This is a genomic window from Bacillus silvicola (assembly GCF_050524305.1).
Lineage (GTDB): Bacteria > Bacillota > Bacilli > Bacillales > Bacillaceae_G > Bacillus_A > Bacillus_A cereus_AT.
Window position 1 is genome coordinate 225,672 of the sequence record NZ_JBNGVC010000002.1, and the last position, 24,895, is coordinate 250,566.

Genomic DNA, 24,895 nt, shown 5'->3' on the forward strand with positions numbered 1-24,895 from the left:
ATTACTAAAATTCCAGTGTGAAATTTATGTAGAATCTTGTATAATTAACATGTTTCTTTGGAAACACTTTCTTGCTCTATAAGTATTTAACTTAATAGTGCAAAGAAATGGAATACATACATGTAAATAATAGATAAATAGAATGGAGCATGTATAGAGAAAAAGGAGAGAAATGATGACGTGTCAAAAACAAGGGTTACAATTTAATAGTACTAGAAAGAGGAATAGCAGATGAAGATGAAGCATGCTTTCGGACCAATTATTTTAGCCTGCGTACTTTTTTTCATTGTATTGCTTATTCCCTCTAAGAGTTTAGTATCACTAATAAGCGATAAAAAGGTAGAAGATGCAGCAACTTCCTTGCAAAAAGAAAAATTGCAAAGTGTTTTCTTACAGCAAAAAATGTTAGAGAATTCGCAGTATTTACCGATGTATGGTTCATCAGAATTTTTACGAATGGATGCATATCATCCGTCTAATTATTTTAAAGTAAATCCGGCAGGTTTTACTCCATTTTTAATAGGGACTGGTGGTACGCAAAGCTTGGCCCATATTTTAAATATGACGTCTACAATGGATGAATTAGAAGGTAAAAAGGTAGTCTTTGTTCTTTCACCACAATGGTTTACAAAAACCGGTGTATCACAAGGGGATTTTACAAATAATTTCTCCAAACAACAAGCCTATCACTTTATTTTTAATGACGAAATAAATCCTGAAATGAAGAAAAAAATCGCGAAGCGTTTATTAGATTACAAAGTTGTTCGTAAAGATGCGATATTAAGTAGTTCTCTAGAAAGTATTGTATATAACGATACGAAGCATAATATAAAAGCTGGACTAGCTAAACCGCTAGCATATATGTACCGGAATATTTTAGATCATCGAGATTTATTTAATTCTCTATTTAAGATCGAACCGATGAAAGAGAAAACCAATACGGGACTACGTTCAATTTCTTGGGAAGATGCACGTAAACAAGCGGAACAAGAAGGTAAGGCGGAATCCACAACAAATACATTCGGAATTGAAAATCCGTATTATTATAAACATAATTTAAAGAAAAAATTAAAAGGGTTAAAAAACTTTAGAGCAAATGAATCGTATGATGAATCACCAGAATATGATGACTTACAAATTGTTTTAGATCTTTTCAAAGAAAAAAATGTAAAACCACTCTTTATTTCTGTACCTGTAAACGGACCGTGGTATGATTACGCTGGTTTCCCAAAAGAACGCCGTGATGTGTATTATAGTAAGGTTCGCGATCAAGTCGAGAAAGCGGGATACCCAGTAGTCGATTTCTCTAGCCATGAATATGATAAGTATTTCTTAAAAGATACGATTCATTTGGGCTGGAAAGGCTGGATTTATTTCGATGAAGCAGTGCAGAAGTTTTACTCTGAGAAATAACAACTTAGAAACAGGAATGGCAATTAAGCCGTTCCTGTTTTTTAGTATAAAGGATTTTGGTGTGGGCAATTTGGAAAGGCGTGTATATCTTGAATTTGTCTAAAATCATAATGTTTCATTGCAAATTGAGCTTGGTAAAGGTATTCATAAACAAATAATTGGTTATTTTGTACGCCGCATAAAACGCCGGATGTCCCTTGCCCATTAATGAGAGAAACACCAACAGGGCGTCCAATTAAGTATGGTACTTTTTGCTGCCAGTGCATAGGGGAATCACTCCTTTTGAGTTACTATACGAATTATATGACTGAATTGTTGCTTATCCACGTAAATCTTAAACTGGAGGGGTTTTTATGTAATGTCTAGAAGTTATATATGAATCGATTATTAGTGTGAAAGAGGAAGGAATGAATTATGGAGAAAGAAAGTATTCTAGAAGAAAAGTTAAGACTAATAGAATGGTGCCAAACATTGAAGTGTGTAACTAATGATGTATGGTTTGAACCTTTTAGAAAAGGTTCATGGGGAATTGCGGATGTGGTTTCGCATTTTATCGTTTGGGATGGGTTTTTAATGAAATATAGAATTTTGTACTTTATAAGCTCGCAATATGTACCTGATGTTCCAACAGATGTGGAAGAAATGAACAAGAGTGCAATGAGATATGCGAGGTCTGGTATTTCAAAAGAAGAACTAATAGATCAGTTTATATCCACCCGTAAACAATTAGTTGATCAAATTAATCAAATTCCTGCCCAGAATTTTAATGGTGACTACCAATTCGGCACAAAAAGAGTGAGATTAAACGATTATTTTTCATCACTCATTCAACATGATTTAAAACATAAAGAAGAAATTATACAATTCCTAAAACTTAGCGAAGCCAATAATAAAAACCGCTATAATTCTAAATGAATTTATAGCGGTTTGATTAAAAATTTAAGCCAGCTTTTTACGTTTCTTTGCCCATTTTTTTATTGCGAAATACAAAATAATAAGAACAACGCCGCCAATAGCGAAAGATTGCACATATGGTCCGGCAACGTCATTTATATTACCCCAGTTTTCTCCAAGTTTTTCACCTAAATAAATGAAAATGATAGACCAAGGAATAATCGCAAGTCCTGTTAAAGTAATGAAACGTGAAATTGACATTTTTGTAATCCCGGCAGGAATTGAAATCGCATGACGAACGACTGGAATGAAACGTGCAGTGAAAATTACGCCAGTTCCGTAACGATTAAACCAATCTTCAGCAGCGTCAATTTGTTTTTTATGAATGAAAATATACTTTCCGTAACGTTCTAATACAGGGCGACCACCGTATCGTCCAATCCAATAAATAAAGACTTGGGCAATGACTCCACCAATGGTACCGAATATAACTGCGCCTACAAATGAGATACTTCCATTTGATACTAAGTATCCCGCATAGGCAAGGACAATTTCACTTGGAATAATCTCAATCATAAGTCCGAGCATTATGCCCCAATAACCTAATCCTTCAAAAAATGTTAATACTGAATGAATAAAACTACTTAACATTGTTGCACCTTCTAGTTCATAAGATTTTTCGAGTAAAAGCTCTTTTTATTTAATAACATAAAAAGTTCACTATATGCAAATTATACCTTATTTAATGAATGTATTGCCATTTTAATAGTTTTTATGTTTTGTATTAGTTTTCCTATTTTTTATAGTAAACGATATAAATTGAGTTTTCATGAAGAGAGAATGAAAGGAGTATTAAAAATTTCTCATATTTAAAGAGAATAAAAGGGATAGTAGACTGAAAATTTTGTGTAATGATGTAAGTGTTGAATTTACAAAGGGGGAGAAGTTATGCGTTTTACAGATCCTATTTACGGACCAATTATTATTCACAATAGAGACATCATACGATTGATCGATACTAAAGCGTTTCGAAGATTGGCCTATATAAAACAGCAAGGGCATACATATTTTTTACATAAGAACGCAATACATACAAGGAAAGAACATTCGATAGGTGTATATGTACTGGTAAATAAAGTAATAGAACATCTTATAGAGATTGGTGATATTCATTTATCAAAATATGAACGGAAATTAGTCTCTACTGTAGCACTTCTACACGATATTGGACATGGTCCATATTCGCATTGCTTTCAGAAAATCTCAGGTGAGGATCATGGCGATTTGACCGTTCGAATTATTCAAGAGGATGATGAAATACGTGCGATTTTAAATAAGACTACTGGATTATTAGAAGATGTAACGAAAGGTTTAACAGAAGATGGAGTTTTTCCGATTATAGATGAGCTATTATTTAACTCACTAGGAATGGATCAATTAGATTTTTGGAATAGAGATTTATATTATTCATCGCTTGAGTTAGAAGGTATTGAGATTAAAGCACTAATCTCGACTATGCGTTTTATAGATGGAAAGCTTGTAATTGAAGAGAATGGTATACCTTATATTGAACAATTGATTCAAATGAAAAAAGATCTTTATAATCATGGATTTGGTCATCCATTTGTAGTAGGTAAAGACTTATTATTGCAATTTATTTTCAAAAAGATAGAAGAGAAACACATTTCGTTCCATACTCCGGAGCTGCAAAATTTCTTTCGTAAAGCAAAGAGAATAGAAGTGAAGGACTTTCTTCCGTTGCAGGATGAAATAATTTCTAATGAAATAAAGTGCTTTGCAAAATCAAATCACGTAGAAATAGCATCGTTAATTCAGCTTTATTTTTCAACATCCAAAAGCTTACCATTTGAAAAAGGGCTTGAAGGTGATTTTAACGAGAAAAATAATAAATTAGCGATAATAACTGAGAAAAGGGCTTACAGTTCATATGTAAGTGGTATTTATGTTTATAGGAATGGTCAGTTAGAAGATATTATGGAACGATCATCTTACATTCAAGACATAGTGAATTTGCCGAAAAAAGAATATGCGTATTCAATTTGATTAGCCGAGTAATTCGAAAAGTGGATGGGGTGAAAATATGGATTGGCATGAACGTTTATTAGAAATGGATGATTTACCAATTATTTTAGAGTGGTATAATGACGAAGAATTACATAACATAGCGGACGTGAGACCATTCAAACGATATACAATAGAAGAACTTCGAAAGTATTGGACAGAAAAACTGTCTCGATCTTATGCAAGTTATCATGTGATCGTAGTAGAGGATGAAGTAATAGGGAGAGTTGGATTAAAAAAGAAGAGAAATGACGATATATATGTGATGGAGTACTCAATCTTGATTGGCGTCTCAAATTTATACTCAAAAGGGCTCGGAACAGAGATTACAAATTATTTTATCACTAAATCATTTTTAGACCCTGATATAAAAGCGGTTGTATTGCAAGTTAGGGAAGATAATAAGAGGGCAATGCGATGCTATGAGAAAGCTGGGTTCAAAAAAACTGAATCGTATGTAGAAAATCAGCTGAAAATGTATGAGATGCAAAGAGTTAAGGAGTGCAAAATAGTATAGAAATTAAAAAAATAGGAGCACTTCTACTCCTATTTTTTACGGCTTCACATCTAAATTTTGTAAAAATAATGTTGCTGTCACATAACGTTTCGCTAACATTTGTACATATGCGGTATGTACAGATAGTGTAGCGATAATAATAGCGTTACGAATTGCTTCGCGTTGTTCGTTATTTATTTGATCGAACTTGCTTGCGATTTTATCCGCTTTTTCTTTTACAATGTTTTCAATTGTATGAATGGTATCTGTAGCATTTAGTTGTATGCAATTCCCTTGATTTAGTTCTTCAAATAAAGAGGAATAAGCTACATATAAATGAACAGGGTTAATTAAATCATCACTTCGATCGGCCGGGTCATTTACGATGAGTCGTAATAGTTTACGAATAGATTCAAAATCAAGCGCTGTTTTTAAATCTTCAACAATAAATAATAAGGCTGCCTGTTCGATTGAGTATTTCTTCCCTTTTTGAGGGGAGCCAATCATTTCTTTTATATCTCGTTTCACCCAGTTTTGCATAGCAGTTACAGAGAAACTTGTGTTTTCAATCTGATTACCAAGCGCAACTATTTCATTTAAAGAAAAACCGACATCCGTATCATCGATTTTAATTAATTTTTCAAAAATAGGTGAAAGTGCGGTTGTAATAAAAGCTGTAACGCTTTGTCCGCTTTCAATATCTTTTTTATGTGACTTTGCCCAAGCTTCTTGTAAAATGCTAAGAGGCTTTTTCGTATTCCATCCTCTAAGTGATAGAAGGAGCGTTGCCATTTCGTTTCGTGTGAGATGAAATGTTTCCATCTTTTCACCTCCAAAATTATAAAAAGTTCTTATGAACTTATAATATGTTTTGTTTCATTTAAAGTCAATTCCGTTTTGCTTAATTTTTCCTTTGTCATGAAATTGTCGTAAGTAAATAATACTTGCATATTTCGACAAAAGTTCATATAATAAGTTCATAAGAACCTTTAAAATGGTTTTAAAACAAATCTATCATTCTAAATTTACAAGAAAGGTAGATTTCACATATATCTATATAAAAGGAGAATGGATATAATATGTTGAAAAAACTTGTAGCAGTAATGACAGCATTCATGGTTATCTTTGGGGCTAGTAGCTTTATGTTCGTAAATCATGCGGAAGCGAAAAGTTACAAATCTGGTAAAAAATCATATACACCAAGTTCTGGTCAAAAGTCAAAAGTTGATTTAAACAAAAAAGATTCTAATGTAAATTCACAAAAAACGACAACAGATTCAAAAACAAAAGCAACAAACACAGCACCAAAAAGTAATAAAGGAAGCTTTATGAAAGGCTTATTACTAGGTGGTCTTGGTGGCTTACTAATGGGTAGCTTATTTGCAAATATGGGAGCTCTTGGCTCTGTATTAGCGTTTATGGTAAATATGTTAGTAATGGCTGGTATCGTAATGTTAGCAGTTCGTGCATTTAAATACTTCAAAGATCAACGTAAGAAGAAAGAAGATGAAGTAGCATGGAAACAATAAAAATTTCTGAACAAGAGCTTATAAATGCACTTTGTGTATATATCGCTGAAAAAAGACAAGTTGGTCCAGAAGAAGTTTCAGTTGAACTAATGTATGATGATGACTACGGTTTCTCTGCAGAAGTAGAGGTAAATGGTCGCCAGCAAATTTTAATTCAAGCAAACTTAATCGAAGCGCTACGCTTACTACTTGATCGAGAATACAACGTTAATTCATTTGCTGCAAGATTGCAACTTGAATTAGATGATGAAGAAGGCATTTACGCATTAGCGAAATTTAATAATAATGAACAATAAAACTGTTAGAGCTGTATGCTCTAACAGTTTTTTATTTGGATTAATATTGCTGGTATGTTTCTTCTTTTAGAATAAAATCCAGTATTCCATGTGTCTTCAATTTAGTATTTGCATCATTTTAACTATCTACACCAAAGTTGGCTATCCAAATAAATAATAATTTTGACATAAAACGACTTTTATTTATTTATTCGACTAATTACGACAAATGAATCGCAACTATATTTGATATGATAGTTCAGAAATCTTATATTTTATTATTCAAAGCGAGGTAGAAGAATGATGGTGTGAATTTAGCTGAATTTGCTCATAAGGCTTCTGGTAAAAAAGAAGTGTGTATATCGAGAAGATTAGAAAAGTTCGAAAAAGGAGAACGGAACATGGAAACACAAACTTACAAGTATCCTAGACAAAAGATTAATGGGATTTGGCTAATAATTGCTGGAGCAGCAATGTTCTTACTTTTAATAAAACATAACGGATATCCAAATGTGTGGCCTTTTATTATTGTTTATATATCAGGAATGATATGGCAATTGAGCCCTAAAACTAGGAGGAGATTAGCGGTTGGTTCTGGAACACCGGAACAAAAAAAGTGGGCTGATTTTTCAATAATTATATTGGCTATTTTAGTTTTTCTCGCTTTACATTTTGGTGGTGATGATTATAGAAGTTGTTGGCTACTAATCCTTTTAGCAGTAGGTATTCATTTTATACCGTTTATTCCAGTACATGGGAAGATGATGTTTTTACTGTCCGTTATTTTAATAATCAATGCATCCATAGGATTAATCATTACTAACGTAAATCTAGATGTCTTTTTTGTAGTGGATGGTTTAATAAAAATTTTATTTGGTGTAATTTTTATTAGGTTAAGTCCTATTGATTTTTAAAATATAGTTGATAAAAATTTTAGAAAAGAAGGCATAGTAATGAAATTCTTTATGTTAGCTATTAGTGTAGGATTAATATTTTTTGTTCATTATATAACGAAACAGATGTTTAAATACGAAATAAATCACTCAAGTTCAAAAAAACGCTTTTTAATAAACCTTTTGCAATTTGTTAGATTTGCACCATTAATTGTATTACTTGTAATATACATACTGGTTTTAACAACTTTGCATACGAAAACAGGTATTCGACTATCTCATGCATGGTATGCTGCGCAATTTTGGGCTTATTATACGTTTTTGTATTGTATTTATATGATAACTAGGAAAAAACTGCTTCTGTTTTCCATGGTTATAGCCTTAATAATGGCCATTTATTACACTCCGTTGTTCCACTTTGAAAAACAATTTATAGGATTGTATGTAATTGTCGCTGATGTTTGCGGAATTATAATGTTTATAAATTTATGGATGTCGATATCGAAAGTTTTAGTCGGAATGAAAAATAGGTAATTTTGGTTTCTATAATTGACGTAACAGAAATACTAGATGTAGTACAAAAATTATAAAAAAGGCGGTGGAAATGAATCCACCGCTTTTTTATATGCTAATTTTTCCCGCTTTCATTTGTTGATTTTCTTCAAATGATTGAAAATCACGCCAAATTTCATTCATCTTCCGTCTACCAACATCAACCATTGGATTAAACTGAATCGCAGCTTTCTGACGTACAGTGTGAACATTTTGAATTGCTTGTTGTAAATGTTTTTCAACCGGATTAGATGTTTTATTAGCTTGTTTTACGATTGAATATCCAGCGACAGTCCCTTGTGCCATCGCGATTTTCCCGCTTTCAATTCCGGTAATATTTCCAGCTACAAATAAACCGGGAAGAGGGGTTTCCATTTCTTCTGAATGAAGTGGAACATGTCCGCCTAATTCCGGAATGTAATAGAATGGGCATCCCGCTACAGCGGCAAGCTCAGCAAGAGGATACAAACCTCCGGCAATACAAACGAAGTCAGCCTCATATATCTTTTCTGAGCCATTAATAACATTTCCGTTAGAATCAGTATTAGCTACACGCACACCCTCAACTTGATCTGTACCGATAATTTCAAGTGCAGCTTTCCGGAGATGAAGTGGTGTCCCGTTTATTTTCATTCCGTTATTTGGATAGAAGGTTAATCCAGCTTTTCGAATCCAATCATATTTCATAAAACGACTACCTATACGCAGCAAAGCAGAAGGAGCGAGGTGAGCCGCATTTAAAAGAGAGTTCAAAACTTCTTCTGGTTCACCAGCCTTTTGGCTTAAATCACTCTTTTCGGGAAGTACAATATGATCCACATTAATTCCAGCTAACTGTAGTTCATTTAAAATAGCGAATGACAAAATGTTAGCGCCAATAATGATTCCTTTTTTTCCAACTTGCACGCGATGAACATTCGTCATAACTTGAGCTGCTCCAATTGACATAACCCCTGGAAGTGTCCAGCCAGGAATGGGAATAGAATACTCAGCGGCACCAGTAGCAATGAGTACGAACGATGCTTCTAATGTACCGATATTTGTATGTATGAGCCAAGAGTTCTCATCTTTTTCTAAATTAAAGACAGAAACACCGCACCGAATATCGACTGAAAGTGATTTTGCTTCTTCGTGAAGGCGTTTGGATTCTTCTATGCCGTTCCACCATTCTCCAGTAGGCTCTTGATGCAATTGTCCTAACAATCTCCCGCCAGGCTTCATAAATTCATCAATAACAAGTACGTTAAGTCCAAAATGGGCACAAGAGATAGACGCTGATAATCCTGCTGGTCCTGCGCCAATAATAATTACATCTATCATTGCTTTTTCACCATCTCTCTCACGATATTTGGATGCTGTTTTCCACTTTCAACAACCATATTGTCTTCTACAACAGTTAAGCACGCTCTTACGTTCGTTTGATTATTTACTGTCACGCGGCATTCTGAACAATGTCCGATATTACAATAAATACCTCGTGGTGTCCCGCTATCTTCATGGACCCTTAAAGTTCGTATTCCGTTTGCTAGCAGGGCAGCAGCTATAGTTTCGTGTTCATAAGCTTCGTATTGTTGACCGTTAAATTGAAAAGTGATGCGTTCACTATTATTTAAACTACCTAAAATAGGGTGATTTGTAATTCTACTCATTTACTTTCACCTACCGCTCCAAAAGTAACCGCACGCACGGGTGGTTGATATTTTAAAGGTATTTCATTAGGAGTTATGTCAGGGTTTGCATTTTCAATCATTCGATCTATCATCATTCTACATGTGCGGCCACCGCAAAATCCCATGCCAGCACGTGTTCTTAGTTTTAATTCTCTTGCCGAGCATTTATATTCAGCAATTGTCGATTGAAGTTGTCCGTATGTAACTTCTTCACAACGACAAACAATTAAGTTCTCTTTATTCGTCATATGTATTCCTCCTCTAGTTCGGTTTGCACAAATTATTATGCAAAAACTATGCCAATATAGAGGAGAAGAGGGGGTATCCCGCTATTTGCTGGGCAGTAAGACCCCACCTCAAAATTCAGTGAAAGCAAAGAAGTTAGGTGGGGGTCGGGCTGCCCGTAAAGCCCGATTGGTGAGAGCTAATAATCAAGTGGGGATGAACAAAACCCCCACTGATTAAAGTTTCACTTTATTGTAACCCCAGTCTTTTTAAACGGTTATATAAAGTGGCCCTCGTTACGCCAAGTTGTTTCGCACATTCTAATTTATTACCATCTAAAATGCGTAAAGCTCGCTCAATGACCTTTTTCTCGTGCTCATCCATTTCTTCTTGTAAAGAAAGAATCGTATTATTGTTGCTAAGTAATAGGGATTGAGCTGCATGATTGTCTAAAGTTTCATTTGTATGAAATGGTAAATATTCTTGTTTAATAATACCATCTGTCGCAAATACGACGAGTCTTTCAACTACGTTGCGGAGCTCGCGAATATTACCAGGCCAATTGTAATGAAGTAGTTCATGCATAATATTTGAAGGTAAGTCTCGAATTGGTCTGTTATAGTTTATTGAAAAATCGTTTAAGAATGAGTATGTTAATTCGATAATATCCTCTCGTCTTTCGCGTAGTGGCGGAATATGCAAGCTAACTACATTTAAGCGATAGTATAAATCTTCTCGGAAAGTTCCTTTTCTCATTTCTTCTTGTAAATCACGATTTGTAGCAGCGATAATACGGAAATCAATATTTATTTCTTTTTCTCCACCAACTCGGTAATACTTTCGTTCTTGCAGTACACGCAAAAGTTTCACTTGCATATCGAGAGGCATTTCGCCTATTTCATCAAGGAATAAAGTACCGCCTTGTGCGAGCTCAATTTTCCCTTTCTTCCCTTTACTATTTGCACCAGAAAACGCCCCGCGCTCGTAACCGAATAATTCACTTTCAAATAACGCTTCTGGGATTGCACCGCAGTTGATCGAAATGAAAGGGGCATTTGCTGTCTCACTTGCTTCATGAATTGCTTTCGCAAATACTTCTTTTCCAACACCGCTTTCGCCAAGTATTAAAACCGTTGATTTTACCGAACAAACCTTTCTTGCTAATTGAATGGTTCTTTGTATAACAGGACTTTTTCCATTCATCGCAAGGAAAGGATCGGATGTATCTTTATATTTTGCTACTTCTTGTTCCAATCGGTGCATTTCATGCGACATATTAAATAATTTTTCATTCAAAGCGACTTGATTTGTAACATCAGTTTCGGAAACGACTGCTCCTATAATTTCCTCGTTGTAATAAACTGGATTTGAGTTAATTAATACGAACAAATCTGGTCGAGGTTGATGGAACTGAGCGATTATACTTTTTCCGTCATGTAATGATTGTAAAATTTCTAAATCTTTATAATCAAAAAAGCGAGTGATTGGTTGTCCGATAATTTCATTATGGTTGACTGAAAAAATCTTTTCGGCGCCATCCGTCCAAGTACGGACGCATTCTTTATCATCGATGACTGTAACAGAAGAATCAGTTGTTTGAATAACAGTATTATAAAAAGCTTGTAGTTCATTGTAATACTTATAAAGAAAAGGAATCGTTCGCTGAGCAGTTATACAGCATATAGGTTCTTGAGTTTCGTTTATAATAACGACCGCTGAATAGCTAGAAAAGGCTTCGATTAAAGCATTGAAAGAGTCATTTTCATATATAACTGCACAACTCCATTTTTCAGTAGATGAATGGATGTAATAAAATTTGCCACCTACTTGTTTCATGTACTTAAACATACTTGTACGATCGATTGATAAAATTTTTATAAACTCTTTTATTGTTGGAAATGAAAATGTCATAATGCCCTCCTGTTATGTATAAAAATTTAGACAGTGATAAAAAAATAATACACCTATTTACGATAAATTTAAAATATTTTTACAAATAAAAATTATTTTATATAAATAGTTCAGCATGTAGAATTGGCACACCAATTGCATAAATAGAAAGTGAGAGATTTAGGAGAAAGGGGGGTGCTATGTGAGACACTGTGACGTTTTAATAATAGGCGGTGGTATTATAGGCTGCTCTATCGCGTATTACACATCAAAATACGGAAGAAACGTAACAATCATTGAAAAAGGAGAATTTGTCAGTGGGACGTCTTCACGGTGTGATGGGAACATTTTGGCTATTGATAAAGACCCAGGTTTTGATAGTCAAATGTCGTTAGTAAGTCAAAATTTAGTAACTGAATTAAGTGTAGAGTTGGAGCACTCATTTGAATATAGAGCGCCAGGAAGTATTCTCGTTTGTGAATCAGACGAAGAGATGGAGGCAGCACAGCAATGGGTGAATCGTCAAAAAGAAGCTGGTTTACCGTTTCGAATGCTTGATCGGCAAGATATAAGAGAAGAATCGCCATTTTTTGCGGATGATTTATTAGGTGGTTTAGAATGCGCAACGGATTCGACTGTAAATCCATATCTTCTTGCTTTTTCACTTCTTGCAGAATCGAAGAAATTTGGTACGAAAGCTTTTAATCATACAGAAGTAAAAGAAATGAAAAGAGATACAGACGGTTCCTTTATTGTAGAAACGACAAATGGGACGTTTACTGCGAAGCAAGTGGTGAACGCAGCCGGTGTGTGGGCTCCTAAAATTGGACAGATGTTAGATGTCAATATCCCAATTGAACCGAGAAAGGGGCATATTATTGTAGCTTCCAGGCAACAACACGTTGGCTGCCGTAAAGTAATGGAATTTGGTTATTTAATTTCTAAATTTGGCGGAAAACGAAAAGTGGATGCTTTAACTGAGAAATACGGGGTAGCTCTTGTATTTGAACCGACAGAAAGCCAAAATTTTTTAATTGGTAGTAGTCGAGAGTTTGTAGGGTTTCATACGAGGATAAATAACGAGGTTATTAAATGTATTGCAAATAGAGCAATTCGTTTTTATCCGAAAATGGCAGATATGATGGTGATTCGTTCATATGCTGGATTACGCCCGTGGACAGAAGATCATTTGCCAATCATTTCAGGAGTGGAACATATTCCGAACTACTTTATAGCAGCAGGACATGAAGGCGATGGAATTAGTCTTGCGGCAGTTACTGGGAAAGTGATTGAGGAGTTATTAAATGAAAAAGAAACAATCATTCCTATTGAACCACTTCGTTTGAGTCGTTTTACAGAAAGGGTGTTAAATGGATGAGGTCACAGAAAGTCTTTACGACGATTGATACACATACGGGCGGGAATCCAACGAGGACATTAATTAGCGGACTTCCTAAGTTAATTGGAGAGACGATGGCAGAGAAGATGTTACATATGAAAAAGGAGTATGACTGGATTCGCAAATTGTTAATGAATGAGCCACGTGGTCATGATGTAATGTCAGGAGCACTATTAACAGATCCGTGTCATCCTGAAGCTGATATAGGTGTTATATACATAGAGACAGGTGGATATTTACCGATGTGTGGCCACGATACAATCGGTGTATGTACAGCTTTAGTTGAATCAGGTTTAATTTCAGTAATTGAACCGGTTACTTCTTTAAAGCTAGATACACCAGCTGGCTTAGTTGAAGTAGATATTTCTGTTCAAGATGGGAAAGCGAAAGAAGTCTCCTTCTGTAACATACCAGCTTTTTTACTGAAAAATATTTCTGTGCACGTCGAAGAAATTGGAACTGTAGAGGCGGATATTGCGTATGGAGGGAATTTTTATGCCATTATCGATGCGAAATCAGTAGGTTTAGAGTTAATACCAGAAAACGCATCTACAATCATTGATAAGGCGATTCATATTAGAAATACAATTAATGAGAAGTTTGAAATCATTCATCCAGAGTATTCGTTTATAAGAGGATTAACACATGTTGAATTTTATACAGATCCTACTCATGAAAGTGCGCATGTGAAAAATACAGTTGTTGTTCCGCCAGGAGGAATTGATCGATCTCCATGTGGCACAGGAACATCAGCGAAGTTAGCTGTATTATACGCTCATAAAAAAATTGATATCGATGAAGAATTTGTTCATGAGAGTATTGTAGGTTCTTTATTTAAAGGGTGTGTTATGAATACAACATATGTAGAAAATATTGAAGCTGTAGTAACGAAAATTACGGGATCAGCTTGGCTTATGGGTATGCATAGATTTTTTTACAATGAAAAGGATCCACTTAAAGAAGGCTTCTTGCTAATTCCGCCGATGGAACATGAAACGGAGGATGTAAAATGAACATTCAAAAAATGTATACAGCAGTAGATGTGCACGTAGCTGGCGAAGCATTTCGTGTAATAAAGGACGTACCATGCAAATACTACTACAGTTTAGAACATTTAAATGAACAATTTTCAGGCGAATTAGCAGAAGAAATGCAGCTTTTATTAAATGAACCACGTGGTTTTATTGGGTTAAATGGATGTATTGTCGTTCCTTCTATTCATAAAGAAGTTGATGCAGCTGTATTATTTTTTAATAATGAAGGATCTATTCCTCTTCATTATGGAGGTATTGTTGCGGTAATAACGATGTTACTAGAAAGTGGATATTTAAAAAAGAGAGAGTCTAATCAATACAAAATTGAAACACTATCTGGAATATTTTCAGTCCATGCCTATGTAGAGAATGATGAAGTTATTTCGGTGTCGTTTGAAAGTAAACTATGTTATATGATTGAGAAAAATTTAAAGGCTGGTAATATAAGTTACTCTCTCATACAGGCAGATAAAGTATATGCAGTTGTAGAAAAGGATACGTATTCGCCAGAAATCAGTATTGAAAACATCTCTAAATTAAAAAAATGGGGTGAAGCTACACTTCAAGCTATACAAACACAGTCATTAATAAAAAGACTTATTTTAGTAGATTCTATGCAAAAAGAAAAGAACCATATAAAGTCGATTACATTTCATGAAGATAACTTTATAGTGCGTTCACCAGGTTTTGTTTCTACTATTGTGTCTTATGTTCATGCTTTATTTAAAAATGAATATATAGCGGATAAAGCTTTTAAAAATGAAAGTATTTTTAATAGCTTTATAACAGTGGAACAAGTGAAGAAAGAAGAGCTAGGATACATTTTCCGTTTTGAAAGTAGAGGGTTTATTACAGGCATGCAGACGTTTCTATTAGACCCTACAGATCCGTTTCCAACAGGATTTCTATTAAAATAAAATGTTAAAGGGAGAGATAAAGATGCAAAATATTAAAGGGGCATTTCCAGTATTAATAACACCAATGGATGAGTTTCAAGAGATTGATTGGAAAGGTGTAAAGCAAAACGTAAACTACTTTATTGAGAAAAAAGTAGCTGGAATTATTATTAATGGAAGTACGGGAGAATTTGTTAGTTTATCAAAAGAAGAACGATTTAACATGGTAGAAACAGTATTAAAAGAAGTTGATGGCCGTATTCCAGTCATTGTTGGAACTGCTGCGGAGACGACGAAAGAAACGATTGAATATACGAAACATGCAGAAGCGCACGGAGCGGATTGTGCATTAATTATAAACTCTTACTATTGTAAACCGAAGGAAAAGGAAATCTATTTTCATTTTAAAGAAATCTCAAACGCTGTAAATATACCAATAATGTTATACAATAACCCATTTACTTCTGGTGTTGATATGAGTACAGAGCTAATGCTCCGTATTGGAAAAGAGTGTGAAAATGTTACACATATTAAAGAATCTAGCGGAGATATTCGAAAAGCGAGAGATTTAGTAAGACAAGGCGAAGGTGCTTTTCAAGTTTTCTGTGGGTCTGAAGATTTAGTTATGGAATCTTATTTAGTTGGTGCAACGGGATGGGTTTCAGTGGCTGGAAATATCGTTCCAGGTCTCGTTACGAAAATGTATGAGCATTTTCAAAATGGTGAATTAGAAAAAGCATGGGAAATAAACGATGCTATTTTACCTCTTTGTGAGTTTCTTGAAGGGTCTGGGAAATATGTACAAATCGTTAAACGTTCAATGGAATTACACGGGCAAGTCGGAGGGCCTTCACGTTATCCGAGATTAGGATTAACTGAAGAAGAAGATCAAAAACTTCAAACGATATTATCCGAAATCGCAGCTCATGTAGCTGTTTAAATAAGGAGGAGAGCATATATGTTAACGACAAACATTGAGCTGAAACCAAAAGTGAAAGCGTTTTTAAATGAAGAAGTCAAAATGTTTATTAATGGAGAATTTGTTCCTTCTATTAGCGGGAAGACGTTTGAAACATACAATCCAGCAACAGAAGATGTTCTAGCTGTCGTATGTGAAGCACAAGAAGAAGATATTGATGTCGCAGTAAAGGCGGCAAGATTGGCTTTTGAATCAGGCCCTTGGGCAGAAATGACTACTGCTGAAAGAGCGCATCTTATCTATAAATTAGCAGACTTAATTGAAGAACATAGAGAAGAATTAGCACAGCTTGAGGCTTTAGATAATGGGAAGCCATATCAAGTAGCACTTGATGATGATATTTCAGCGACTGTAGAAAATTATCGTTATTACGCGGGATGGGCTACAAAAATTATCGGGCAAACCATTCCGATTTCAAAAGATTATTTAAATTACACACGCCATGAACCAGTTGGTGTTGTTGGTCAAATTATTCCGTGGAATTTTCCGCTCGTTATGTCTTCTTGGAAAATGGGTGCCGCTCTTGCGACAGGTTGTACGATTGTACTAAAACCTGCAGAGCAAACGCCTTTATCTTTATTATATACAGCGAAGCTATTTAAAGAAGCTGGTTTTCCAAGTGGTGTCGTAAACTTTGTACCAGGTTTCGGCCAAGAAGCAGGAGCTGCAATTGTAAACCATCATGATATTGATAAAGTAGCTTTCACAGGTTCCACAGTTACAGGGAAATATATTATGCGTCAATCTGCAGAGACAATTAAACATGTAACTTTAGAACTTGGTGGTAAGTCACCAAATATCATTTTAGAAGACGCTGATTTAGAAGAAGCGATTAACGGTGCATTCCAAGGCATTATGTACAATCATGGTCAAAATTGTAGTGCAGGATCCCGTGTATTTGTTCATCGGAAGCATTATGAAACTGTAGTAGAAGAGCTTGTAAAAAGGGCAAATAATATTAAACTTGGAGCCGGGATGGAAACAGATACAGAAATGGGTCCACTCGTATCTAAAAAACAACAAGAGCGTGTGCTAAATTACATTGCACAAGGAAGAGCTGAAGGTGCTACTGTTGCAGCTGGTGGTGAGCGTGCATTTGAAAAAGGTTATTTTGTTCAGCCGACAGTATTCACAAATGTTACGGATGATATGACAATTGTTAAGGAAGAAATCTTTGGACCAGTTGTCGTTGTACTTCCATTTGATTCGACAGAAGAAGTAATTGAAAGAGCAAACCGCTCTTCATATGGGCTTGCTGCTGGGGTATGGACACAAAATATTAAAACTGGACATCAAGTTGCTAATAGATTAAAGGCAGGAACAGTGTGGATTAATGATTATAACTTAGAAAATGCAGCGGCACCATTTGGTGGATATAAACAATCAGGTATTGGACGTGAGTTAGGTTCATATGCACTTGATAATTATACAGAAGTGAAAAGTGTTTGGGTAAATATAAAGTGAAACGCTATTCAGTGAGGAGTTTTACTGCCTGCAAATAGTGGGATAATAAAATGATGTAATATAGTAAGAGATGCGGACAACTGGAAGGTATGAAAAAGGTTGTCCGTTTTCTTATATATAAAATTGCTTTTTCAAAAGAATTATAAGGGGGATTTGGATGGAGCAGTTAGTAGAATGGTTAGTAGGGCAAGTATGGAGTATTGGTTTAGTTGTTTTCGCATTAGGAGCAGGAGTGTATTTTACAATTGCCACTCGTTTTTTACAAATTCGTTATTTTAAAGAGATGATTAAACTATTATTTGAAGGGAAGAGCTCGGAGACGGGAATATCATCCTTTCAAGCGTTCTGTTTAGCCTTATCAGGTAGGGTTGGAATAGGTAATATCGCAGGGGTAGCGACAGCTATCGCTTTTGGCGGGCCTGGAGCTGTATTTTGGATGTGGATAATGGCTTTGCTAGGGGCCGCTAGTGCGTTCGTTGAATCAACATTATCTCAAGTGTATAAGAGTAAAGTAGGGAATGAATATCGCGGCGGTACACCATATTTTATTGAAAAAGGTTTAAAAATGAAATGGTTTGCAGTCATTGTAGCGGTCGTTGTAACACTTTCATATGGCGTTTTATTACCAGGTATTCAATCTAGTAGTATCGCAGTTGGATTTGAAAATTCTAATGGTATTAGCAAATATATAACTGGTATATTATTAGTTATATTATTAGCAGCGATCATTTTTGGTGGCGTAAAGAGAATTGCCGGCGTTTCGCAAATGCTTGTTCCATTTATGGCAATTGGTTATGTAATTGTTACATGTATCGTATTAATTGCGAATGTAACGGAAATTCCAAGTATGTTTGCATTAATTTTCTCTAGTGCTTTTGGTGTAAATGAAATGTTTGGCGGAATCGTCGGTGCAGCAATTGCATGGGGAGTAAAGCGTGCTGTATTTTCAAACGTCGCTGGTGTTGGAGAAGCGACGTATAGCTCCGCGGCTGCTGAAGTATCGCATCCTGCAAAACAAGGGTTAGTTCAAGCGTTTTCTGTATATATCGATACAATTGTTGTATGTACAGCGACAGCGCTTATGATCTTAATAACAGGTATGTATAATGTAATACCTGAAGGGAAAAGCGCTATTGTAAAGAATATAGAAAATGTAGATGCAGGTCCAATTTATACACAACAAGCAGTTGAAACTGTTATGACAGGATTTGGTCCAATATTTATTTCAATCGCAATCTTCTTCTTCGCATTTACAACTTTACTCGCTTACTACTATATCGCTGAAACGACGCTTACTTATTTAGATCGTGACCTCAAATATAGCTGGTTAAAACCAGTATTGAAAATTGGGTTTTTAATTATGGTTTATATCGGTAGCGTAGAATCAGCGTCGCTATTATGGAACCTTGGAGATTTAGGAATCGGTAGTATGGCATGGTTAAACTTAATCGCGATTCTACTATTAAGTAAAATCGCATTAAAAGTGTTAAAAGATTATGAAGCACAGAAAAAAGAAGGGAAAGATCCAGTGTTTGACCCTAAAAATGTGGGAATTGAAGGTTTAACATTTTGGGAAGAAAAAAGTAAAGAAGTTGAAAGAAAAAACTCTACTGAAAAAGTAACAGTGGATGATAGTGTAAAATTTTAGAGTTTAAAAACTGAAAATTCAATCTTTTTAAGTGGGTAAATTCTATTTAACTGCAAAGAAACGACTTTAATGTAAGAGTGTGCAGCAAAATTAAAATCTTTAAATATAAAAAGTCTCTCCTTAAAATTAAATGAAAAGGGGAGACCTTTTATCCCGCATTAACGGGCAGTAAGCCCCCCGCTTTAAAATTCAGCGAAAGCAAAGAAGTTAGATGGGGGATCAACCGCCTGTAAAAGCCCGATTGGTTCAACTAATAATCAGTGGGGGATGAACAAAACCCCCACTGATTAAAGTTTCACTTTATTGTATTCTAATCTTTTCGAAATAGTTTTAACTGTTTCATATAGTCAATGGCCTTTGTTTTGTTTTTTTGTTTACATACATATTCGAATTCATTCTTATCTCTATAATAACTATTCATTATGTCTGCTGTAAGACTTCCGTTGGACATAGCTTTTATAATTGCGCAGTGTGATTCATTTGTATGAGTGCAGTTAGAAAATTTACATCCCTTAGATATCTCCTCGATATCTGCATAGCCAAGATCAAAGTTATCCTCATGATTTATTAAGTCAAATCCTATTTTACTAATAATTAACCCCTCCACTTTTCAATGAGTTCTTTAGAATTACACATACAAATTCTATCGTTTTCAAGTTGTATGTAATTTAATATTCCATATTTTTATAAATCGATTTCTCTACGTCAGGAAGAACTCTGTATATACTCTTACCGATTAATGATTCTAATTCATTCTTAATTGTGTAGAAACCTTTCCAATGTAAAGAGGAATGAGAGGTTGTTCCATGTCGTAAACCAACTGAAATCAATCTTTTTTCAAGAGTAGTAAAGCCTTCCGCATCAGCAAGTGCGTCACAAAGGGTAATCACCTTATTGTATAAGTCGTAGTCACTGTTTTCATTCAATATTTCAATTAATCTGCTTTCCATATAATCAGGAACAAGGCCCCACTCTGCCGCGATATCTAAATGCTCATTTTTGCAAGGAAATGAATGCGTCACACATATAATGGCGTTTCCTGTATACCCTAAATTATTCATATACATATAACCATCATAGGAATGAATAACAGATTTAGTAAAACCTTTATATCTTCCTATATCATGTAGGAGGGCAGCGTTGTATGCTATGTCAGTATCTAGATCGTACCCATTATTAATAAGTTCAGCAACTATCTTTTCAGTGGCAAGGGCAACATTACATGAATGTTCGAACCACGGACCTGGGTTTTGTTCATATGCCCACTGGAGTAATTCTCTTGCATATGTCCTATCTAATATATATTTCATATAGGTATCCTTTCTCTAAAAAATTATATATTTAATAATTTCATCTTAGAATTTAATTTTTCCTTCTTTAAAATTTGTTACACTGAAACAAAAGGGGGAAAAGTAATGCGAAATTTAGTAATTGAAGAAATTAAGCAACTAGAAAATGATATTGAAGAGCTTTCTAAACTATTGAAAACTGTAGTAGATGATGGGGCGTCAATTGGTTTTTTACCTCCACTTGAACAAAAAGAAGCAACAAATTATTGGCAAACTGTATTAGAACCAGAAGTGATATTGTATGTTGCTAAAATAAACAATGAAGTGGCAGGAAGTGTTCAATTACATTTAGTTACAAAGCCAAACGGAATCCATAGAGCTGAAATTTGTAAGTTAATGACTCATCCCAACTTTAGACGTAACGGCATCGGACGTTCACTTATGAAAAAAGCAGAGGAGCGAGCAAAGCAAGAAAATAGGTCTCTTTTAGTGTTAGATACTAGAGAAGGAGATCCTTCAAATAAATTGTACACATCATTAGACTATCGAGAAGTTGGAAAAATACCGGAATATGCAATTTCTCCAAATGGTGAGCTAGATGCAACGGTAATTTATTATAAAATGATTTAGTTTTTTTATTTGAAAAGAGGGATGATTTCAAACAATGTTTGATACAACCATGTATAATAGTGTTTTTCTTTTGACCTTTTACCTTCATCTGGAATGTTTAATTTAAAGGGACAGTCTGTAGAGAGTTTTAACAGTTTTTTTAGATTTTGATTTTGAAGTCATTTGGTGAATATTAAAATGTTAATCTAAAAAATGGAGGTTGTTGTGATGTTGAAACTGTTTCAATATAACTGGCAAGTTCGTGATGATTGGTTTACATTGTGCGAAGATATGTCGGCTGAAGAACTATTAAAGAAACGGGTTGGTGGATTTGGTAGCATCCTACATACCCTATTTCACATTGTAGATGTGGAATATATGTGGATCTTAGGTTTGCGAGGTGAACCAGTGCCTGAGGAGCCATTGTTTGAAGATTATGCTAGCTTGCAAAAAGTGAAAAATCTTTCGGATCAATACCACGAGAAAGTGAAGCAATTTGTGACATCTTGGACAAATGAAATGGATTCTCGGAAACTTTCAAAAACTGATTTCAATGAAGAGCCGATAAGCTCTAGAGACGCCCCAATCAGGCGCCGAGTCATTGAATGTACACACGGAGAGATAATACGTCATGTCATTGTCCATGAAATCCACCATATCGGCCAGTTATCTATATGGGCACGTGAAATAGGAAAGGAGCCTGTTTCCGCAAATCTGAGAGGAAGAGGGCTATTCGATAATTAGAATGCCTTTGCCAATTTCGCATTTAACAACTTAGTGCAAGTACCACCTTTATTTTAACGAAAAGATAACTTTTGACCATCTAAATTATTTTAGATGGTCTTTTTTTGTGAAAACGATGAAAAATATAGAAGAAACTGCAATTATTTATAAAAAAATGTGCCTAAAATATTGTCATATTTGCTTCTTTAAGATATCCTTTTCATGAAGAGGTGGAAAACATGGAAAAAGTACTAGTTTTCGGGCATAAAAACCCAGATACAGATGCAATTTGTTCTGCGATTGCTTATGCAGAATTGAAAAAAGAATTAGGAATGAATGCTGAGCCTGTACGTTTAGGCGAAATCAGCGGTGAAACTCAATTTGCGTTAGACTATTTTAAAGTAGAAGGACCGCGTTTTGTTGAGACAGTTGCAAGCGAAGTGGACAATGTTATTTTAGTTGACCATAACGAGCGTCAACAAAGTGCTAACGATATCGAATCTGTTCGTGTGTTAGAAGTTATTGACCATCACCGTATTGCTAACTTTGAAACAAGCGATCCTATATACTACCGTTGTGAGCCAGTTGGTTGTACAGCTACAATCTTAAACAAAATGTACAAAGAAAATGGTGTTGCAATTCGTAAAGAAGTTGCAGGCTTAATGTTATCTGCAATCATTTCAGATTCTTTACTATTCAAATCTCCAACTTGCACAGAACAAGACGTAGCAGCAGCTCGCGAATTAGCGGAAATCGCTGATGTAGATGCAGATAATTACGGCTTAGAAATGTTAAAAGCTGGTGCTGACTTAAGCGGAAAAACAATGGAGCAATTAATCTCCCTTGACGCTAAAGAATTCCAAATGGGTAACGCGAAAGTTGAAATCGCACAAGTAAACGCTGTTGATACAAACGATGTTCTTGTACACCAAGCGGAACTTGAAAAAGTTATCTCTACAGTAGTAGAAGAAAAAGGTTTAGACCTATTCTTATTCGTTGTAACTGATATCTTAACTAACGATTCTGTCGGTCTTGCGATCGGTAAAGCAGCAAACGTTGTTGAGAAAGCATACAACGTATCTCTAGAAAACAACACTGCTACTTTAAAAGGTGTTGTATCTCGTAAAAAACAAATCGTTCCTGTATTAACAGAAGCATTCCAAGCTTAATATTATTGAGTATGGATAAACAGAAAGGACAAGTAGTCGGATTGGCTGCTTGTCTTTTTTTATCTCTAAAAAACAGAAAATTTTAATTTTAAAATAGGAGGATTGTGTATGTTTAATGATTTGGAGAGTAAATTACAGTCCCTTTTAGAGCGAAATATTACGTCTGTTTCAGAATTAGAGAGTTGGCTTTTGGAGGAACTGCGTTTAAACGCTGAAGTAGAAGAGGGGATAACAAGTAGTTTAATCGCCATGTATAGAGATACAAATGATAGAAATATACGTGATTTATATACGTATAACCAAAATACAATTCAGCCACTTTTAAAAAGATACAATGCAAAATTTGACCAGAAATTTAGAGAGTGTCAGCTTTCCAACTTATTAGATGAGCAGAAATATGGATTTATGAAAAAAGCAAGATTTGTGAAGAGTAAAATGTTTAATGAAAAGAACATTTCCCTTTCCGTTAAAGAGCAAGAGCTAATTACGGAGTATAGAGAAATAATGTCTAACATATCTATTAATTGGAAAGGTGAGCAAAAGACGTATGCATACGTAAAAGCAAAGCTAGATACCCCCGATAGAGCAATTCGAGAAAAAGCTTGGTATGCTTTATGCGAAGCAAGAAGTGTAGTGAAAATAGAAATAGATTGTATTATGAATGAACTCGTACAATTGCGGAATGAGATAGCTTTAAATGTTGGATTTAATAATTATAGTGAATATGCTTTCAAACAAAAAAATAGAGATTATAGTATTGAAGAGTGTTATAAGCTTCATGAATCTATAGAAAAGTATGTAGTACCGATTTGGGAACAGTTAGGGAGCTTTTCTAAAAAGACTCTTGGTGTAAAAACATATCGCCCTTGGGACCTTACTCCTTGTAATTTACCAAAAACACCATTTCAAAATGCCATTGAGTTATTGAATGGGGTGGAAGAAATGTTTCAGAAGACGGATTTATATTTTTATGAGGAATTTACTCATATAAGGAAAGCTGGATTAATTGACGTAGAAGAACGGAAAAATAAAGCACCAGGAGCTGCTTGTTTTACCTTGCCTCATAGTAAAGAGGTTTTTGTGTATTCTAATTTTAGTCCATCATTTTATGCAATTAATGCACTAATACATGAGGTGGGACATGCATTTCATTTTTATAAACAATTTAACAATGATAGTAGTATGCAGGAAAGATATCTTCGTGAAGAGGTGGCTGAGCTTTATTCCCTGGGTCTTGAGTTACTAGTAATGGAGAAGCTGAATATTTTTTATAAGCAAGCGGATGAATATAAAGAAGTGCAGCGAGTACAATTATATCGCGCTTTGTCTTTGTTAATGTCGTCAGTTGCAGGAGATGTATTCCAGCACTGGATCTATACAAACCCAAACCATACATCAGAAGAGCGTGATAAGAAATATATTGAACTATGTAAAAGGTATCAATATTCATCAGTCGATATTGCAGGATTAGAGAATGAAATCGGTGCAAGTTGGTTAGAGTCATTTCACTATGTTCAGTTTCCTTTTTATCAAATTGAATACGCAATTGCACAAATAGGAGCAATGCAATTATTTCAAATTTATCGAGAGGATCCAGAAAAAGCGATTACTTTCTATAAAGAGGGAGCGAGATCAGATTGGAACTTACCTATACAGGAAATATATAGGAAAACAGGTGTTACATTTGATTTTTCGGAAGCAAGGATAGAAAGTACTACAAGGGTTATTTGGGATCTGCTTAGCGAATTAAAATAAGGATAGCATTA

General features: G+C 34.9%; 27 protein-coding genes. 18 read left to right on the top strand and 9 right to left on the bottom strand.

Annotation, left to right across the window (positions count from 1 at the left end):
- Positions 1-231 precede the first annotated feature (231 nt).
- Positions 232-1,413, top strand: coding sequence for a D-alanyl-lipoteichoic acid biosynthesis protein DltD (gene dltD / locus ACP6L7_RS08180; RefSeq protein WP_097829426.1), 1,182 nt, complete (start codon positions 232-234; stop codon positions 1,411-1,413).
- A 41-nt stretch (positions 1,414-1,454) separates the two neighbouring features.
- On the opposite strand, the gene ACP6L7_RS08185 is transcribed toward dltD, so the two are convergent.
- Positions 1,455-1,679: a hypothetical protein gene (locus tag ACP6L7_RS08185; RefSeq protein ID WP_002032598.1), complete on the bottom strand. Its 225-nt coding sequence runs from the start codon at positions 1,677-1,679 to the stop codon at positions 1,455-1,457.
- 148 nt (positions 1,680-1,827) lie between these two features.
- Here ACP6L7_RS08185 and ACP6L7_RS08190 point away from each other — a divergent pair, with 148 nt between their 5' ends.
- Positions 1,828-2,328: a DinB family protein gene (locus ACP6L7_RS08190; RefSeq protein ID WP_097829425.1), complete on the top strand. Its 501-nt coding sequence runs from the start codon at positions 1,828-1,830 to the stop codon at positions 2,326-2,328.
- 24 nt (positions 2,329-2,352) lie between these two features.
- Here ACP6L7_RS08190 and uptA read toward each other — a convergent pair whose 3' ends face one another.
- Positions 2,353-2,958: an undecaprenyl phosphate transporter UptA gene (gene uptA / locus ACP6L7_RS08195; RefSeq protein ID WP_430529020.1), complete on the bottom strand. Its 606-nt coding sequence runs from the start codon at positions 2,956-2,958 to the stop codon at positions 2,353-2,355.
- Between the two features lie 297 nt (positions 2,959-3,255).
- On the opposite strand from uptA, the gene ACP6L7_RS08200 reads away from it, so the two are divergent.
- Entirely contained in the window at positions 3,256-4,371 is a 1,116-nt protein-coding gene (locus tag ACP6L7_RS08200) for an HD domain-containing protein (protein WP_097829423.1), read from the top strand.
- A gap of 37 nt (positions 4,372-4,408) precedes the next feature.
- Positions 4,409-4,906, top strand: coding sequence for a GNAT family N-acetyltransferase (locus tag ACP6L7_RS08205; RefSeq protein WP_071772773.1), 498 nt, complete (start codon positions 4,409-4,411; stop codon positions 4,904-4,906).
- Positions 4,907-4,942: 36 nt separating this feature from the next.
- On the opposite strand, the gene ACP6L7_RS08210 is transcribed toward ACP6L7_RS08205, so the two are convergent.
- A complete protein-coding gene (locus tag ACP6L7_RS08210; RefSeq protein WP_071772772.1) occupies positions 4,943-5,707 on the bottom strand; it encodes a DUF1836 domain-containing protein in 765 nt (254 codons plus the stop codon).
- 257 nt (positions 5,708-5,964) lie between these two features.
- Here ACP6L7_RS08210 and ACP6L7_RS08215 point away from each other — a divergent pair, with 257 nt between their 5' ends.
- From ACP6L7_RS08215 to ACP6L7_RS08230, 4 genes are all read left to right on the top strand, one after another.
- Positions 5,965-6,414 (top strand): hypothetical protein, encoded by a 450-nt coding sequence (locus tag ACP6L7_RS08215; RefSeq protein ID WP_097829422.1) that lies wholly within the window; start codon positions 5,965-5,967, stop codon positions 6,412-6,414.
- Positions 6,402-6,710 (top strand): YxcD family protein, encoded by a 309-nt coding sequence (locus ACP6L7_RS08220; protein ID WP_000447767.1) that lies wholly within the window; start codon positions 6,402-6,404, stop codon positions 6,708-6,710. The genes ACP6L7_RS08215 and ACP6L7_RS08220 overlap by 13 nt, the downstream gene beginning before the upstream one ends.
- Positions 6,711-7,090: 380 nt before the next feature.
- Complete coding sequence (locus tag ACP6L7_RS08225; protein WP_097829503.1) at positions 7,091-7,603, top strand: DUF6609 family protein; 513 nt, start codon at positions 7,091-7,093, stop codon at positions 7,601-7,603.
- Positions 7,604-7,642: 39 nt separating this feature from the next.
- Positions 7,643-8,116 carry a hypothetical protein gene (locus ACP6L7_RS08230; RefSeq protein ID WP_071772769.1) on the top strand — a complete coding sequence of 158 codons (474 nt, stop codon included), beginning with the start codon at positions 7,643-7,645 and terminating at the stop codon, positions 8,114-8,116.
- An 87-nt stretch (positions 8,117-8,203) separates the two neighbouring features.
- Here ACP6L7_RS08230 and ACP6L7_RS08235 read toward each other — a convergent pair whose 3' ends face one another.
- The 4 genes from ACP6L7_RS08235 to ACP6L7_RS08250 form a co-directional block, all read right to left on the bottom strand.
- A complete protein-coding gene (locus tag ACP6L7_RS08235) occupies positions 8,204-9,454 on the bottom strand; it encodes an NAD(P)/FAD-dependent oxidoreductase (protein ID WP_097829421.1) in 1,251 nt (416 codons plus the stop codon).
- The gene (locus ACP6L7_RS08240) at positions 9,451-9,783 is read right to left on the bottom strand and encodes a (2Fe-2S)-binding protein (RefSeq protein WP_097829420.1); all 333 of its coding nucleotides are present in this window, start codon (positions 9,781-9,783) and stop codon (positions 9,451-9,453) included. The genes ACP6L7_RS08235 and ACP6L7_RS08240 overlap by 4 nt, the downstream gene beginning before the upstream one ends.
- The gene (locus ACP6L7_RS08245; protein ID WP_071746196.1) at positions 9,780-10,052 is read right to left on the bottom strand and encodes a (2Fe-2S)-binding protein; all 273 of its coding nucleotides are present in this window, start codon (positions 10,050-10,052) and stop codon (positions 9,780-9,782) included. The genes ACP6L7_RS08240 and ACP6L7_RS08245 overlap by 4 nt, the downstream gene beginning before the upstream one ends.
- Positions 10,053-10,278: 226 nt before the next feature.
- A complete protein-coding gene (locus ACP6L7_RS08250; RefSeq protein WP_071772766.1) occupies positions 10,279-11,940 on the bottom strand; it encodes a sigma-54 interaction domain-containing protein in 1,662 nt (553 codons plus the stop codon).
- A gap of 181 nt (positions 11,941-12,121) precedes the next feature.
- Between ACP6L7_RS08250 and ACP6L7_RS08255 the strand changes: the two genes are divergently transcribed.
- The 6 genes from ACP6L7_RS08255 to ACP6L7_RS08280 all read left to right on the top strand — a co-directional run bounded on the left by ACP6L7_RS08255 (position 12,122) and on the right by ACP6L7_RS08280 (position 19,339).
- On the top strand, positions 12,122-13,297 hold the full coding sequence (locus ACP6L7_RS08255) for an NAD(P)/FAD-dependent oxidoreductase (RefSeq protein ID WP_097829418.1): 1,176 nt from the start codon (positions 12,122-12,124) through the stop codon (positions 13,295-13,297).
- Positions 13,294-14,331, top strand: a complete 1,038-nt coding sequence (locus ACP6L7_RS08260) for a proline racemase family protein (RefSeq protein WP_097829417.1) — start codon at positions 13,294-13,296, stop codon at positions 14,329-14,331. Before ACP6L7_RS08255 ends, ACP6L7_RS08260 begins: the two co-directional genes overlap by 4 nt.
- Complete coding sequence (locus ACP6L7_RS08265) at positions 14,328-15,269, top strand: proline racemase family protein (protein WP_097829416.1); 942 nt, start codon at positions 14,328-14,330, stop codon at positions 15,267-15,269. The genes ACP6L7_RS08260 and ACP6L7_RS08265 overlap by 4 nt, the downstream gene beginning before the upstream one ends.
- 22 nt (positions 15,270-15,291) lie before the next feature.
- Positions 15,292-16,188, top strand: a complete 897-nt coding sequence (gene dapA, locus ACP6L7_RS08270; protein ID WP_430529021.1) for a 4-hydroxy-tetrahydrodipicolinate synthase — start codon at positions 15,292-15,294, stop codon at positions 16,186-16,188.
- Positions 16,189-16,206: 18 nt separating this feature from the next.
- A complete protein-coding gene (locus tag ACP6L7_RS08275; RefSeq protein WP_071772761.1) occupies positions 16,207-17,691 on the top strand; it encodes an aldehyde dehydrogenase family protein in 1,485 nt (494 codons plus the stop codon).
- A 157-nt stretch (positions 17,692-17,848) separates the two neighbouring features.
- On the top strand, positions 17,849-19,339 hold the full coding sequence (locus ACP6L7_RS08280) for an alanine/glycine:cation symporter family protein (protein ID WP_097829415.1): 1,491 nt from the start codon (positions 17,849-17,851) through the stop codon (positions 19,337-19,339).
- A 310-nt stretch (positions 19,340-19,649) separates the two neighbouring features.
- On the opposite strand, the gene ACP6L7_RS08285 is transcribed toward ACP6L7_RS08280, so the two are convergent.
- A complete protein-coding gene (locus tag ACP6L7_RS08285) occupies positions 19,650-19,946 on the bottom strand; it encodes a P-loop NTPase family protein (RefSeq protein ID WP_097829414.1) in 297 nt (98 codons plus the stop codon).
- 61 nt (positions 19,947-20,007) lie between these two features.
- Entirely contained in the window at positions 20,008-20,649 is a 642-nt protein-coding gene (locus ACP6L7_RS08290; protein WP_097829413.1) for an HD domain-containing protein, read from the bottom strand.
- Between the two features lie 105 nt (positions 20,650-20,754).
- Here ACP6L7_RS08290 and ACP6L7_RS08295 point away from each other — a divergent pair, with 105 nt between their 5' ends.
- The 4 genes from ACP6L7_RS08295 (at position 20,755) to ACP6L7_RS08310 (ending at position 24,884) form a co-directional block, all read left to right on the top strand.
- Positions 20,755-21,258: a GNAT family N-acetyltransferase gene (locus tag ACP6L7_RS08295; protein ID WP_097829412.1), complete on the top strand. Its 504-nt coding sequence runs from the start codon at positions 20,755-20,757 to the stop codon at positions 21,256-21,258.
- A gap of 207 nt (positions 21,259-21,465) precedes the next feature.
- Positions 21,466-21,981: a DinB family protein gene (locus ACP6L7_RS08300; RefSeq protein ID WP_097829411.1), complete on the top strand. Its 516-nt coding sequence runs from the start codon at positions 21,466-21,468 to the stop codon at positions 21,979-21,981.
- 218 nt (positions 21,982-22,199) lie between these two features.
- A complete protein-coding gene (gene ppaC / locus ACP6L7_RS08305) occupies positions 22,200-23,129 on the top strand; it encodes a manganese-dependent inorganic pyrophosphatase (protein ID WP_071772756.1) in 930 nt (309 codons plus the stop codon).
- A gap of 108 nt (positions 23,130-23,237) precedes the next feature.
- Positions 23,238-24,884, top strand: coding sequence for a M3 family oligoendopeptidase (locus tag ACP6L7_RS08310; RefSeq protein WP_097829410.1), 1,647 nt, complete (start codon positions 23,238-23,240; stop codon positions 24,882-24,884).
- Positions 24,885-24,895 lie beyond the last annotated feature (11 nt).

Coding starts and splice junctions, on each gene's coding strand:
- ppaC (WP_071772756.1), top strand. CDS start 22,200: ATGGAAAAAGTACTAGTTTTCGGGCATAAAAACCCAGATACAGATGCA.
- ACP6L7_RS08265 (WP_097829416.1), top strand. CDS start 14,328: ATGAACATTCAAAAAATGTATACAGCAGTAGATGTGCACGTAGCTGGC.
- dltD (WP_097829426.1), top strand. CDS start 232: ATGAAGATGAAGCATGCTTTCGGACCAATTATTTTAGCCTGCGTACTT.
- ACP6L7_RS08290 (WP_097829413.1), bottom strand. CDS start 20,649: ATGAAATATATATTAGATAGGACATATGCAAGAGAATTACTCCAGTGG.
- ACP6L7_RS08205 (WP_071772773.1), top strand. CDS start 4,409: ATGGATTGGCATGAACGTTTATTAGAAATGGATGATTTACCAATTATT.
- ACP6L7_RS08215 (WP_097829422.1), top strand. CDS start 5,965: ATGTTGAAAAAACTTGTAGCAGTAATGACAGCATTCATGGTTATCTTT.
- ACP6L7_RS08300 (WP_097829411.1), top strand. CDS start 21,466: ATGTTGAAACTGTTTCAATATAACTGGCAAGTTCGTGATGATTGGTTT.
- ACP6L7_RS08245 (WP_071746196.1), bottom strand. CDS start 10,052: ATGACGAATAAAGAGAACTTAATTGTTTGTCGTTGTGAAGAAGTTACA.
- ACP6L7_RS08250 (WP_071772766.1), bottom strand. CDS start 11,940: ATGACATTTTCATTTCCAACAATAAAAGAGTTTATAAAAATTTTATCA.
- ACP6L7_RS08280 (WP_097829415.1), top strand. CDS start 17,849: ATGGAGCAGTTAGTAGAATGGTTAGTAGGGCAAGTATGGAGTATTGGT.
- ACP6L7_RS08295 (WP_097829412.1), top strand. CDS start 20,755: ATGCGAAATTTAGTAATTGAAGAAATTAAGCAACTAGAAAATGATATT.
- dapA (WP_430529021.1), top strand. CDS start 15,292: ATGCAAAATATTAAAGGGGCATTTCCAGTATTAATAACACCAATGGAT.
- ACP6L7_RS08310 (WP_097829410.1), top strand. CDS start 23,238: ATGTTTAATGATTTGGAGAGTAAATTACAGTCCCTTTTAGAGCGAAAT.
- ACP6L7_RS08235 (WP_097829421.1), bottom strand. CDS start 9,454: ATGATAGATGTAATTATTATTGGCGCAGGACCAGCAGGATTATCAGCG.
- ACP6L7_RS08275 (WP_071772761.1), top strand. CDS start 16,207: ATGTTAACGACAAACATTGAGCTGAAACCAAAAGTGAAAGCGTTTTTA.
- ACP6L7_RS08225 (WP_097829503.1), top strand. CDS start 7,091: ATGGAAACACAAACTTACAAGTATCCTAGACAAAAGATTAATGGGATT.
- ACP6L7_RS08260 (WP_097829417.1), top strand. CDS start 13,294: ATGAGGTCACAGAAAGTCTTTACGACGATTGATACACATACGGGCGGG.
- ACP6L7_RS08190 (WP_097829425.1), top strand. CDS start 1,828: ATGGAGAAAGAAAGTATTCTAGAAGAAAAGTTAAGACTAATAGAATGG.
- ACP6L7_RS08230 (WP_071772769.1), top strand. CDS start 7,643: ATGAAATTCTTTATGTTAGCTATTAGTGTAGGATTAATATTTTTTGTT.
- ACP6L7_RS08200 (WP_097829423.1), top strand. CDS start 3,256: ATGCGTTTTACAGATCCTATTTACGGACCAATTATTATTCACAATAGA.
- ACP6L7_RS08185 (WP_002032598.1), bottom strand. CDS start 1,679: ATGCACTGGCAGCAAAAAGTACCATACTTAATTGGACGCCCTGTTGGT.
- ACP6L7_RS08210 (WP_071772772.1), bottom strand. CDS start 5,707: ATGGAAACATTTCATCTCACACGAAACGAAATGGCAACGCTCCTTCTA.
- uptA (WP_430529020.1), bottom strand. CDS start 2,958: ATGTTAAGTAGTTTTATTCATTCAGTATTAACATTTTTTGAAGGATTA.
- ACP6L7_RS08240 (WP_097829420.1), bottom strand. CDS start 9,783: ATGAGTAGAATTACAAATCACCCTATTTTAGGTAGTTTAAATAATAGT.
- ACP6L7_RS08220 (WP_000447767.1), top strand. CDS start 6,402: ATGGAAACAATAAAAATTTCTGAACAAGAGCTTATAAATGCACTTTGT.